This is a genomic window from Reichenbachiella sp. (assembly GCF_039941815.1).
Classification (GTDB): Bacteria; Bacteroidota; Bacteroidia; order Cytophagales; family Cyclobacteriaceae; genus Reichenbachiella.
On sequence record NZ_JBDVDW010000061.1, the window covers coordinates 301654 to 315669 of the forward strand.

At 38.9% G+C, this 14016-nt stretch carries 9 protein-coding genes; 1 reads left to right on the top strand and 8 read right to left on the bottom strand.

The features are described from left to right. Positions 1-109: 109 nt before the first annotated feature. From ABJF11_RS15340 to ABJF11_RS15355, 4 genes are read right to left on the bottom strand one after another with little or no spacing between them, the layout of a single operon-like run. Positions 110-3112, bottom strand: coding sequence for a type I restriction endonuclease subunit R (locus ABJF11_RS15340; protein ID WP_348120853.1), 3003 nt, complete (start codon positions 3110-3112; stop codon positions 110-112). Next, on the bottom strand, positions 3109-4380 hold the full coding sequence (locus ABJF11_RS15345) for a restriction endonuclease subunit S (protein ID WP_348120855.1): 1272 nt from the start codon (positions 4378-4380) through the stop codon (positions 3109-3111). Before ABJF11_RS15345 ends, ABJF11_RS15340 begins: the two co-directional genes overlap by 4 nt. Next, entirely contained in the window at positions 4380-7280 is a 2901-nt protein-coding gene (locus ABJF11_RS15350; protein ID WP_348120857.1) for a P-loop NTPase fold protein, read from the bottom strand. The genes ABJF11_RS15345 and ABJF11_RS15350 overlap by 1 nt, the downstream gene beginning before the upstream one ends. Positions 7281-7282: 2 nt before the next feature. Beyond that, complete coding sequence (locus ABJF11_RS15355; protein ID WP_348120859.1) at positions 7283-8878, bottom strand: class I SAM-dependent DNA methyltransferase; 1596 nt, start codon at positions 8876-8878, stop codon at positions 7283-7285. A 477-nt stretch (positions 8879-9355) separates the two neighbouring features. Between ABJF11_RS15355 and ABJF11_RS15360 the strand changes: the two genes are divergently transcribed. Beyond that, the gene (locus ABJF11_RS15360; RefSeq protein WP_348120860.1) at positions 9356-10363 is read left to right on the top strand and encodes a hypothetical protein; all 1008 of its coding nucleotides are present in this window, start codon (positions 9356-9358) and stop codon (positions 10361-10363) included. A 43-nt stretch (positions 10364-10406) separates the two neighbouring features. On the opposite strand, the gene ABJF11_RS15365 is transcribed toward ABJF11_RS15360, so the two are convergent. Genes ABJF11_RS15365 through ABJF11_RS15380 form a run of 4 tightly spaced genes read right to left on the bottom strand, consistent with a single transcriptional unit; the run spans position 10407 to position 14015 of the window. After that, positions 10407-11498 carry a protein rep gene (locus tag ABJF11_RS15365; RefSeq protein ID WP_348120861.1) on the bottom strand — a complete coding sequence of 364 codons (1092 nt, stop codon included), beginning with the start codon at positions 11496-11498 and terminating at the stop codon, positions 10407-10409. A 4-nt stretch (positions 11499-11502) separates the two neighbouring features. Continuing rightward, entirely contained in the window at positions 11503-11832 is a 330-nt protein-coding gene (locus ABJF11_RS15370) for a helix-turn-helix domain-containing protein (RefSeq protein ID WP_348120864.1), read from the bottom strand. Between the two features lie 39 nt (positions 11833-11871). After that, positions 11872-12861 carry a hypothetical protein gene (locus ABJF11_RS15375; RefSeq protein WP_348120867.1) on the bottom strand — a complete coding sequence of 330 codons (990 nt, stop codon included), beginning with the start codon at positions 12859-12861 and terminating at the stop codon, positions 11872-11874. After that, positions 12858-14015 (bottom strand): site-specific integrase, encoded by a 1158-nt coding sequence (locus ABJF11_RS15380; RefSeq protein WP_348120869.1) that lies wholly within the window; start codon positions 14013-14015, stop codon positions 12858-12860. The genes ABJF11_RS15375 and ABJF11_RS15380 overlap by 4 nt, the downstream gene beginning before the upstream one ends. Position 14016: the final 1 nt, after the last annotated feature.

Below are 14016 nucleotides of genomic sequence, written 5' to 3' on the forward strand. Positions count from 1 at the left end.
ATAGGGATATACATTAATCTATCTTAAAATGTGAATGATTTTATGTCAGCTAGACTGGTTCTTGGTTGAAATAGATTGAATTATGAACTGATTATCAATTAGTTAAGTTTTACCCTTCCATCGGCCAATCCTTATACTGACCCTCGGCCTGCTCGATGACTTCTTTCAATAATTCGTCGAGAGTAGAGAATGGGACTTTTCCTTTTAGTTCTTTTTTGACAGCCAGGCGAATGGCTGCTTTGGCGTCTTCTTTTTTGGTCCAGTCGAGCTGGAGGTTCTTCTTGACAGAAGCCACCACTTTATGTACTAGGTCTTGGACTGGACCTTCTTGGTTTAAGATCTTTTCGTTGGCGGCCAATAGGTCGTAGAAGGCCAACTCGTCCTCATCTAGTCCAAGCTCTTTGGTTCGCTTGTCTTCGTTTTTCATCTCCTCGGCTATGTCGAGCATGTGCTTGATGGCGGCGATGGAGTCGAGGCTGTTTTTGTGATAGTTGCTGAGGACTTTTTCTAGTTCGTCTTTGAGCTTCTTGGCTTTCCTTGTGTTCTTGACACTGCGTACCTTGACCTCATCGTTGATAATGCGACGGAGGATTTCGATCTTGATGTTTTCCTGCCCTTTCTCTTTAACGATGGCTTGAAATTTATCATCGACAATAGAGATATCAATCTTGTCCAACCCGTACATGTCTGCGAGGTCTACAATCTTGTTGGACTGAAGCGACTGACTGATCAGGTCTTTAATGCGGTCGTTTTTCTTGCGCTGTGCACCGGGTGGGTACTTGATCTTTCGGATGCCGTTTCGGATTTTCTGTATCAATACTACATCCTCTTGTATCTCCCAAATCCGCTTGTCAGAGTTGGTCATGGCGACTAGTTCTGTGAGCTTCTTTTCTTCTACGAGGAACTCGTCGGTCTTTTGATCTGATGATAGCAGCTCATTGACTGTATTGACATACCAAATAGATAATTCGCCCTCACTCATGGCCTTGATCGCTTCTTGATCTAGCCCGCCGATCAACTGACATACTTCTTGGTGCTGCAACAAACACAAGTTGACGGCAGCTTCCATGTCCAAGGTCGGCTGACCCGCTCCGCCACTGCCTGTGTACTTCTTGGTGGCGGTGGCTAGGAAACCTGAGATGCCAATGAAATCTACCACCAAGCCACTGGGTTTGTCTTCAAAGACTCGATTCACTCGGGCGATGGCTTGCATGAGGTTGTGCCCCTTCATGACTTTGTCAACATACATGGTATGCACGCATGGTGCGTCAAAGCCTGTCAGCCACATATCACGGACGATGACAATCTTGAGCGGGTCGTCCACTTTTCTAAATCGCTTTTTGACCGCTTCCATGGCATCCTTGGTGCGGACGTGGGGATTCCAAGACTCAGGGTCTTTGCCGATGTTGCTAGTCATGATGACGGCTACTTCCGGGCATCCGACCAATGCCGTCAAGGCATCATACATCTTGACGCAGTTTTTGCGACTCATACAGACTACCATGGCCTTGCCATCCAAGGAAGCAGTACGCTTCGTGAAATGGGTTAAAATATCGTTTGCTACGGTCTTGACACGGTCTTCTGCTCCTGCCGCATCTTCTATGGCAGCCCATACGGCATGGGTGCTTTCGTCTTCGTCCTCGGTGATGGATTCTAATAGCTCATTGTAGCCCGTCTTGATATTGAGGGGCACCATCTTGGGTTCGTAGTAGATCGGAACGGTGGCGCCATCTTCTACCGCTTGTTTGATGTCGTAGGTATGGATGGTCTCACCAAAGACCAACTCCGTATCGGCACCTTTGCCATCTACGGGTGTACCTGTGAATCCTATGAAGGAAGCATTGGGCAATGCCTTTCGGATGTTTTGGGCAAAGCCACCATCCTTGAATCCATACTGGGTCCGGTGTGCTTCGTCGGCCATCACGATGAGGTTGTATCTGTCTGACAATACAGGATGGGTGATTTCCTTGCCTTCGTCCAGGTCCTTGAGTCGGAACTTCTCTATGGTGGTGAAGATTACGCCGCCACCATCAGTACTGAGCAAAGCTCTGAGTTCATCGGTGGTTTCAGCATGTTGTACATCTCCTACCAAGTCCTTACAAAGCACAAAGCTTTCGTACAGCTGCTGGTCGAGATCGGAGCGATCTACCTGGATCACAATCGTTGGATTCTTGAGCTCGGGTAAGCCACGCAATATGCCTGTCAGTATTGCCATAGAGATACTCTTGCCCGAACCTTGTGTGTGCCAGATCACCCCAAGACGACCGTCGCCTGCTGGTTTCATGTTGGTGAGGGCACTTTGGGCAGCACGGTTGATGCCCCAAAACTGATGGTACTTGGCGCCTTTCTTGATGATCTTGCCGTTGTGGTCTTCGTGGAAGATGAAGTTTTTGAGATAGTTGAGCAAAGTTGCTTTGGGGAAGAGTCCCTTGAGGATGGTTTCTAGCTGTAGCGACACTTGCTGCTGGGTATCCGATCCATCTATACTCTTCCATGGGGCGTACCATTCCATGGGGGCCTTGTACATGCCGTGGAGTGCCTCCATGCCATCGGAGATGATGGTGAGGGCATTGTAGTCGAAGAGCTGCGGAATGTCCTGGGTATAGTGTCCGATCTGTCGGTGGGCATTGTCCACCCCGACTTCTGCATCGAACATGTTCTTGAACTCAAAGACGATGACTGGCAGACCATTGATGAAAATAATCAGATCTGGTCTACGGTTGTTTTTGCCTTCGATACTGACTTCATCTGCACAGATAAAGCTATTCGCTTCTGGCTGGTCGTAATTGATCGGGTACAGGTGCTTGGCGAGTTCTCTGCCTTGGGCATCCTTCCATGAGATGGAGATGCCTTGAGTCATCTTGCGGTGAAAGTCTTGGTTTCGGTGATCCAGATCCATGCCCTCGTGCTGGGTGAAGATGGCCATGGCTTCATGGATGGCGGTGTCGGGCACGTCTGGATAGGTGCGCTGCAGGAAACCCTTTAACTCTTCGTCTAGCACGACCTTTTTCAGATCACGGGTGAGACTGTTTCCTTCCTGATGCGTGTAACCCAAGCCCTGCAGCCACTCGATGGCGGCATTTTGCACCATACTTTCCTTCATCTCTTTCATAGCACTTCGGATAGGGTTTGTTCGACATCCTTGACTCTAACTTCTCCGCTGATGAGCTTGGGGAGCAGGGTGTCTCGGAGGGCGGTGAGGGTTTGGTTTTCAATTTGATTTGAATAAATCAAATCCATTATTGGTCCAGCTTCATAATTAAAGGTTTCAATCATAGCAGTATCTGGAAATGGCACCTTCAACTCTTTTAAATTTGAAACAGTTACATGACCTAGACCAGTTGTCTGTTTATGGGTAGCTAACTTGATAAACGTTGGAAGTAAGTATTTAAGAGAGTTGAAAACAAAACATCGTTCTTCTGGATCTGGCCGTACAACAAAAATATGCTGATTCAAAAGTGCTCTTTTCTTATCCCATAAATGAATCCCTAATGATGTGTGAGGATTACCTGACCATGGAAATAGTATATCACCATTTTCAATTATATATTTTTCATCTAATTTTTTGTTAGAATGCATCGTTTGAGATGTGATTCCTTGTTTAATCTCAGCTATTTTAATTACTGGTAAACCTTGACCTTTATCCTCTACAAAATCTTTCCCCTTAAATGCTGCACCATTTATAAATGTCGCTAATGAGTACACACTTTTCACCTCCCACCCCTCAGGAATAGGTCCCAATTCAGAGTCGATGAACTTCCCGTCTTTGAAAGGTCCAAAATCTACAAACCAATGTTTGTAAAGGGTCATGGCCATTTCTTCGAGGGTCTTATTGGTTTGGAGGTTGAGCTCAATTTTGTCGTCTAGTGAGGAGAGGATGGATGCGATGGCGCGTTGTTCGGGGATGGATTCGGGGATGGTGATTTCGAAATCCTCCAACATGACTTTGGTGATGGCATTTCTGGTTGCACCAGCACTTGCCAAAGTCAATAATAGATCTTTGTACTTTGGTGTGAGTAAAACATACTTCAACAATTCCGGACAAAGCAACTCTTCATTTGCCCTTAAAATAGCAACATGCTGATTAACTCTAGCTGGGATATACTCATCAGGCACTTGACATACTCTAGCTACAGAATCTCCAGTAATATTGATTAAAACATCTCTCGATTCAATGATCACATTTTTCAAAGCATCGGCTTGTGTCTGATCTATAAAAGCAAGTCCATTAGTAGAAAATGAAAAGTCTAATACATTCTGACTTCTGATCAATGTAATACCTTCTTCTTTATAGGCTTCTTTTCCTCCTCTTGGCGTAGCTCCACTACCAATTTTGGAGCAGACATCTTTGAGCTTATATGTTTTCCAGTTTTTAGGCATTAGGATTTGATTTGATACCATTTAATTTCAACAGCATTTTCTTCATCGTGACGGAACAGCGTTATTCCTCTCTTGAAAACACCGTCAGCAGAATCATCTCTCTTAAGGTTAATTGAAATCTCCAAGGCTGTATTCTCAAAAAGATGAATTACGTCTTTCTTAAATCCGGCGTCTTTTTGACCGCTTCGATCTCGAATTACAATACAATTGAATTTGAGAACTTGAATGTGTAATTGGTTGAACTTCGATATAATATTGACCGAATCCTTTTCTATTTTATCGAATAGCCCTTGATGTTCTACCTTGATATATAACTCTTTTCTTGGATCACTATCAAAACGCCTGTCATCTTTAAACCGAAGATTTATGTGCTTAAAATCAAAGTATATTTGAGAATTATACTCGTGATATGAGAGCAATTCGTTAAAAACTTTAAATTCTTTCAACTCCTCACTATCAGGCAACTCATTTAAAAACTCTGTAAAGGCATTATAGTACTCAAATATTTTCAGAATTATAGAACTGATATTATAGACTTTATTGAATGCATCTTTATCAATAATATCAGCCAAAAATTGCTTGTAATCTGTTTCCTTAAGAAAGGTTTTCAATTTCAGATTGGTGGGTTCAACAACTCCAATATCATATACTTTGTGATAGAGTCTATAAACTTCCCAAGTAGAAGCGGACAGGCTATCAAGATAAGTGTTAAAATAATTTTGCATCACTGATTGATAATCCTTCAAGGAAACTCCCCAATGAACATTATCTTCGGAAGGGTTATCATTGATAACATGATAAATCAACTCCCTTTCAAAAGAGAATGGAGCAGTTGCTTTCTTTAGATAATTTGCAAAGATGAATTGTCCGATTTCAGCTTTATCTTCTACCAGATTCTCCTCCATGAACCTATTAAAATCAATAATGTTTCCGAGAGTATCTATGACCTTTTTATGAATATAGTAATCATCACTGCTTTTAGCTATGTGAATTAGCCCTTGTATAGCATTAAAAATTTTTATCTTAGAATCGAGAGGTTCGCTTGATATTCTGTTTATAACCAAATAGTGTTTCTCTTCTTTGATCCATTTGGAAATACTTTTGTCAAAGCGGGAAAAATCTGAATTAAAAGATTTAATAAACTCTACATTAGAAATGTCCCCAGATAATAGGTCCAAATAAAAATACTTATCAATATTTTTAGGATGACGAATGGAAAGATGATTTGGTTCAGAATTAACGATTGAATCAGGGAATAATGATTCTAATAATTCATCAATCTCAGTAATGTCAACTGTGCTAAACAGCTTAGACTCTTCTAAATAATTTGAAATTAGCTTTTTACCTTTCTCCTCTTGCCACTTAAGTTCATTCCCATGAAAATCTATGTACACTTGTTTGTTATGAGAGATGGTTTCGTAAACAGAAGCAAATTTACTTTTCAGTATCATCAGTTTTGTGAAGTCGTCAACATCTACTTCTCCTGACACCCTTTGATATTCAAAACAATAATTATTGGCTAGTCTGGTCACATCCCTCATCGTTTGAATTTGTGAATCAAATATTGTTGATGAGACATATTTTTCTGGGTTAATAATTGTTCCTTCTGCTGTTAGACTTGAATCCTCTATACGATTAGAAATTATATCAATAAACCTTTTTCTCAACAATTCTTTTTTGATTGGGGGCAATACAAATTCATATTGAAAATACTTTTGAATAAATTTATCATCACTGTATGAAGAATGATCTTCTAATGATTTGGTAATATAATTTTTATCAAATGCTACGAAATATACAGTATTAGAAAAGTCTCCCGTATTTCTTATTATCTTAAGGATTTCAATGATTTCAGTGTGTCTTAACCTATCCAGATCATCAATAAAAATTAGTACTTGCTTATCTAACTTTTTAAGTGCATCATTCACTTTTTTGTACTGAGCAAACACTGATTGCTCTTTTTCTGATGCGAGTAGAGTTAGTAGACCTTTAATGTTTTTTATAGAATTGGAACTAATGAGATTAATAAGGTAATCTCTGTATATAATAATATTGCTGGAAAGAGCTCCGCTATAAACACTTATTTCAATGCTTAGAATTGTAAAAAACTCCTTAATAATATCTTTTGCATCATGATTATAAAAAGCATTGAAGTTTATAATAAGAGCGTTTGGTTTTATGTACGATATTTCGTCCTGAATTAATGACATAAAAGAAGATTTTCCCGTACCCCATTTACCCAAAATCCCTATTGAAAATGATTTTTTGAATTTTTGATCAACAACCTTCTGTGCTAATTCAATAGCAAGAGGTTTTCGATTAAGAATATCGTTTCTATTTTTAGATATGGGAATATCTTCCAAAAACAAATTACCAATACCGGAGGAGGTATATTGAAACAAATGAAATGAAATCAATATCAAAATTGGATAAAAAGTTGGAAGAAGTAATAGGTCTAAATAGGCTAAAAAAGAGAGCATTTCTATTCTAAATGGCTCAAAATCCCATACATTATCACCTATTCTGTAGTATGAGTATGTCAAAACCAATCCAATACTCAAACAAACCTCTGTGAAAGAAGCCCTGTAAAACTTGCTTGCTTTTTTAGCCAAGAAGGTAATTATGATTAGCGTAAAAAGGAGAAATACAAAATCAAACCCAATATTGAATTTTATCTCTTTGTAAATACTGTCAACTAACAGGGCGTTCAACAGGCTTTCAAATTGTGATTTCAATCCTAAAACAAGCAATACAGAGATCGAAAAAATTACGAATTTTCGATGAATCAAAAAGTCAAACACGGAAGATAGTTTGATCGATTCTTTCCATTCAATTAGATCAGTCCATAATGATTTGTAGTTCTTTTTTATTACATCAAATTGTTCAGTCAGGTTAACCATATTTAGATTTTCGAAAGGTTAGATTTTATTTTTTTCTGCAACTCATAGCTTTTTTCGAATTGTTGAGAGAGTTTGGCCTTCAATCCTTCCATTTTCTCTTCGAAAGGAATGCCGTCGTCCGTTTCAGCTTCTGTACCCACGTAGATGCCTGGGGTGAGTTTGTAGTCTTGTTTTTGGACTTCAGAGAGGGTGGCGGAGTGGCAGTAGCCGGGGGTGTTGGTGTACTCACCCCCTTTGTCCCCCTCAAGGGGGATTTTTCTCCAAAGGTGGTAGGTGTCGCCGATTTTTTTGATGTCGTCGTCGGAGAAGACTCGGAGTTTACGGCTGGCCATGGTGCCCATTTTAGAGGCGTCGATGAAGAGGATTTCGTTTTTGCGCTCTCGATGGGTGCCGTCCTTACCATCTCGATTTTTACTCAGAATGAAAATACAAGCGGGGATACCCGTCGTGAGGAAAAGCTTGTCAGGTAGTCGTACAATCGCATCGATCATACCGTTGTCCACCATGTGCTGGCGCACGTTTTTCTCTCCTTTGGTGTTGGAGGTCATGGCGCCGTTGGCCATTACTATGCCTGCCGTCCCCGTATCACTGAGATGATGCCAGAAGGTTTGCATCCACATGTAGTTGGCACTGCCGTCTGTGGTAAATTCTTCTTTGGGTCCAAACAGACGAGGGTCTGCATCTGGCAAATCCTCGGGATGCCAATTACTGACATTGAAAGGAGGATTGGCGATAATGTAGTCTGCCTTCAGTTCCGGGAACTTATCATCCAGCAATGAGTTGCCTAGTTTGATGTCGAATGATAACTCACGAAGCATGAGATTCATCAGACACAGTCGTAAGGTCTGGGCGGTCATCTCTTGTCCATAGATGGAGATGTCGCTTTTGTTGCCGCCGTGTTCTTTCACAAATTTCAAACTCTGTACGAACATGCCACCACTACCACAAGCTGCATCGAAGATACGCCCTTTGTATGGTTCAAGAATTTCTACGAGTAATCGTACAATACTTCCAGGAGTAAAGAATTGTCCTGCACCTGATCCTTCGGCCATGGCGAAGCGCCCAATATAGTACTCATAAATTCGACCGAGAATGTCGCTTTCTGGGTTTTCTTTTTCGGAAAATTTTGGGTGTGAAAGCAAGTTAATGATCCCTCCTGTTTGTTTGGGCGACAATTCACTTCGCACAAAAATTCTTGGAAGGATATTATTCAACTGAGGATTGTAAGCGGTTAATAATTCTTGGATGACGTCAAAAGCATCATCTACAATGACTTTGATATCGTCTTGCTCTGCATTGTCTTTTAGGTGTTGCCAAGAGGCAGTCTTTGGGATTTTGAAGGTATTCCTTGAACGGTATTCGTCAGGGTCATCCAAGACGTAGCTGATTTCGTCTGCGTAGGTGCTATAGTATTCTGATTTGGGATCTTGAATGAGTCCTTCTAACTCTTCGTGCACCATTTCGTATCTCTCACTGATGTGCTTGAGAAACACTAGCGGAAGGATATAGTTCTTATAATTGTTTTCTGAAACCGCACCTCTAAGTTCGTTAGCTGCGTCCCACAATTCTTTTTCAAAATCTATATCTGCTTTCGCCATAATCTTGTGTTATAAAAATGCTAGAAATGTCTAATTGGGAGGGTCACATTTCGAGCTAATTTAATAAATCTCAAAATGCTGGTATGAAGTAAAACATTAATATAAAGACTAGCAACAATTGGCAATAAAATCAATTGAAGTAATCTATTGAGGATACCTAATGGCAAGAAAATTTAGAACTGTTTTTCTTTTTCGAATTCGGATAGAATAAAAGATGGTTTCACTTCTAGGCCATCAGCTATTTTGACAATACTGGTTAATGATGGTTGAACCAAAGCTCTTTCTAACCTACTAATGTAGGCCCTCTCTAAATCGCACAAGGTTGCCAGGGTTTGTTGGCTTATCCCCTTTTCCTTTCTAAGTCTAGCAAGGACATTGGCAAAACGTTGTTTGATCTCATTCTCCACATATCGAAAATAGATTTCATTTTATTAGAAAGTTGAGCACTGTAATGCTCATTTAGTAGTAATTTTAAGTATGAGCTATTTAATCGAAAAGTCGTTTATGTCAGTCATATTTCTAACCATTTCAATGGCTTCTTTTGGCCAAGAATATGAAAACTGTCAAATCGAAAAATTCAACTTCATACCCGAAACACTACTTTACCAGGAGGTAGATATTCTTAGTCTGGATTTAAGAAAAGGTGACGTTGTACAGCTAAAGTCAGATTTGATTCAGCAAAAAAGACTAACCGAGGGAACACCTCCTAAAAAGCAGGAACCCCATAGCTACAAGAAATGGACTGAATCAATGAAAGCAAATCTAAATCCTAGAAAGGCCACAAAATACATTGATCATCTCATTGGAATGAATTTGACTTTTCTAGAAGACAGTCACCAAAATCTAAGATTTACTGACGAAGAAGGCAATGATCAATTCGTGTATTCAGGATATATCCATGAGGCAAAAGAACCAATTGCGACAAACGTCAAGTTGCAAAATGAAAAGGTAAATTATAAGCTACCCGATTCCATTGTTGGTAAAAAAATTGTTGTAAACGTTGATTATGAATTTGACTTGTCAAAACCGATAAGCTATGGTGAGGCTAGCATGATTAAATATAATCCTGATAAGGATCAATTTCATTTACTGCTCAAAGAAGTAAATGAAGACGGCACAAAGGAAGAAGGGTTTACAGGATATCCCATAGCTCGTAAAGAGTTAATACTCTTTGACTATACCTGTGCAAATGAGGTTCATGAAAAAAAGATGCTTGAAACGCAAAAGGAGAAAAAGGCCTATGAAGAATACCTGCATGCAAATTTCACATCTAAAGAGGTGGAGTATATAAAAGAAGGAAACATATTCATTGGCATGTCTGAAAAAGCATTATTCCAATCAATTGGCCATCCAAGAAGCACAAATACAACAGCTGTTCCTAACGGTGTGCAAAAGCAGTATGTATATGGAAACGGCGTATTTGTATATTCAATTAATAAAATTGTTAGCGCTTGGCAAGACCTGGAGTCTTTGCGAGGATATTAACAAGCTAATTATTCACGAACCAAATTGTGAAATAAATAGACGCCTATTTCATTACTATATCTATGTCGGTAATCATCTGCAACAGTTCCATTGGTGGACTAAAATCTGTTAAGATTTCATTTCTCTCTTCACTATACCAATTGCATAGACAAGTTTCGAACTGCCAAGTTTTGTAGTCTGTTAGTTCATGAAGTTCTGGTTCGTAATCCTCGACTTTTGGCAGATCAAAACCAAAACGATCAAATACTCTATGACCTTTGAATGCATCAAAAATTATGTAGAGGGCATTAGCATATATTTTACGCAACCTTTTTGGTTTTTTGTTATTAGGATCTGGTTCTGTGAATATTTTTCCACTGTATTTTACTGTCTCAATTAATGCTTTTTCTAAATCCTTAATCTTATTAATATCTTGTGCACGTGGATCAATAAAGTCCTTTCTCCTTCTATCCATGAAGTATTTAACTTCATCCCAGGTCCATTTTTTAATCCATTCGTTTCTAAGTAAATCAGCGGTTTCTCTGTCAGGGACGATGATGTGTAGATGTGGATTGTAAGTTTTTTTGATTGGGTTGAAATTACTCTCTATAGACTTTATTCCTTTGAGTTTAATTCCTTTACCCCGTTTGAACCTTTGCCTTTGAGCATCTTTTATCTCATAAAAAGCTCTTAATACCCCATTTTCAATAAATGACTTTAGTTTGTGACCTGGTACGGATTTGACGGTTAAAGTAACAAAATGAGGTTCCGGCCATTGCTTAATAATTGGCATATATCTATTCAGTATTCCTGCTTTTCTTATTCTGTTACACAGAGTACAAAACCTATTTTTGCAGTAGTTCCCATATAGCCTTCCATTACTTGTGATTACATCGCTCTGACAATGAAAGGTATTCCAGAGTGGTTGGACGTTATGAAAATCACCTCGTTCTATGGCAACATCAATCATGCTGAGTACTAAACTTCTAGTAATAGTCTTACATTTTGCTCGACCATTCATAGCCTCAATGTTGGATAGATCAGAACCTTTACCAAAGACCTCAATAGTTTTGGGATTGCCCAAACCTGTCCGACTTTGTGCTAATGTATAGATTTTGTTGCCGTGGAAAACAGTGTTTTTCGGGATCGAAGTCATCTCATTACTTATTATGCAAGTATTGGTCGGCCTCTGTCGAAATTTGTTCTGTCGATTTTCTTTTCCCTTTTTTGAGGTAATCCATTATGTCCTTCTTTGAGAAATAGCATCTCTTGGATCGTTTCATCACAGGTAGTTCGCCCTTGGAAATAAGTCCATAAATGGTTGGTACTGAAAGCTGCAAGAAATCAGCTACTCCCTTCACTGTAAGAAGCTCATCTTCTATTTTCTGAACTGAAGTGTGTTTTTGAGAAAGAAGATTCTCAATATTGCTTAGCCTATTTTGGATCTCTTGTACCGCTATAGGTAATTTTTCAAATGTGATATGTTCCATCGCTTTTTATTGCAATGGTGTGGTGGGCATTTTTGGGCATCAATGGGGGCGTACTCCCTTTTTTAATCTTTGATAGTCTTTTTGTACTTTTTCTTTATGTAAGTATGCCTTATATCGGTCTTTACCTTCTGGTTTCTTTGAAAGAGAATTAATATATCCCCTAATGGCCCTACCATCTTTGTCAGATTGAAACCATTTGGATATTTCATTATTTCGTTTTCCCTTTAACTTGAAATATTCATTATCCAGATGTCTAATAAAGCCCAAAAAGTCAAACATTGCAATGACGTATGATAATTGATTTTCAACTATCATACCAATGAGCTTACTACAGTCTTCGGCAGATAACACTTTTACTTTAGCTAATTCAAAAAAGCCAAAATCAACTAGTTTAGCATTTATTTTTTCAGCATTAGATTTGAGTAGATCATGGTGAACATGTTCATTTTTACTAACATCATTATAAAGGATTTTATCAAATATTATCCTATGTCTATTCATTAGATTATCTGCACAAAAAACATGTGCGGTATAGTAACCATACTCATAAATTATTCTTTGACTTATGGTCTTCGGGACGCTACTTCTACCATAGTCCCAACCAGATTTATCATTTCGACCAACATGATAATATTGATTACATATTTCCAACACACATTCCGTAGCATTATTTCCATAAAGATTTGACTCAATACTCCCATAGCGCTTGTCAAAATCTACTTCACCCTCTTCAAAGCCTTTTATATATGCATTCAAATAAGCAGTACCATCCACATTTATCCAGCTTTTGTTCTTTGCGTTGTAAATGCCAATTTCCCTAGTTTCCAGAATCATAGCCAATTGAGGATTATGAATTGGAACTGATTTACCATTTTTTCTAACAATTAGACAAACACTATTTTCCTTTGCGTCGAGGCAATACGATTCGTAAACGGGTCCAGTAAATAAGGGATCATCTTTCAACCTTAATCGATAAACCTTATCTAATTTCCAGTTCATTTCACTCAAGCTTTTCAAAGAATCCTTCATAGGTCAAGTGTTATTCGTTTGGCGGCATCACGTTTTGCCTGATCTACAATTTTGGCATATATCGCAGTCGTTTTCAGATCCTTATGCCCGAGCATTTTTGATACGGTATATATATTAGTTCCTTTGGCCAATTGGAGTGTTGCGTAAGTATGACGAAAACAATGAAACGTAATTTTCTTTTTTATTCCTGCAGCTTTAATCCATTGGGCCAATAACTGGTTTTGATATGCCGAATAATTCAAACCGACTATGACGAAATCAGCAGGATCGCCGCTCTTTCCAAGTAGCTCAATTGCTTGGTCTGGAACAGGAAGAATATCTACTCTTTTAGTCTTCTTCCTCCTGTACTTCACAAAATACCCTTGCCCCTCTACAAATTCCAATGCACTCCAGGTAAGTTTTTGAATATCTGCAAATGCCAAACCGGTTAAAGCTGAAAAAAGAGCAGCTTGTTTCAGCAAAGGATTCTTACAATCTGTTTTCACCAATTGGTTCAGTTCTTCGAGCGTCAAATATTCCCTTTGAGTATCCTCCTCTTTTATTGATTCTATCTGGGCGTTAAGATCAAATTGTAAAATCCCTTCCTTATATGCTTGTTTAAGAGCAGATTTGATTTTGTTGAAATAGGACAAGGCTGAATTCTGTGCCAATGTGACTTTATCACTTTTCCTACTTTTAGTAGTAAGTAGATAATCCCTAAACTCTTCAACAACAGATTGATTCAGATCAGAAAAAAGGAGAACCGAGCCATTTAACTTTTCGTTTGTGAAAGAAACCAAATAATTAACTGATGACATCCAATTGTCATAATTTGAAGATTTGCGTTTCCTAGCCAATTTTTTGAAATATTCAACAAAATCCTGTTCCCCTTTCTCCTTAGCTTTTAGCCGTTCCTTTTCGTACTCGGTATATATTTCCGGTTTATTCAACTCATTTTTTCTCTTTTGCTTAATCTGCTCGGCTAATTGTTGGGTCTCTTTGTTGCTTTGCTTATCTAAGGGTGTCTTGGGTTTTTCTAGAATATATAGACCCAAAAATTCTCTCCTCGTTGGCTCTCCAGTTTTAGGATTGGGAATCGATGGATAGAAGTCTAAATAAAGGCTCTTTCTTGCTTTGGATATTTTCTTTTGTCTAAGTGTTACTTTGATGGCCATT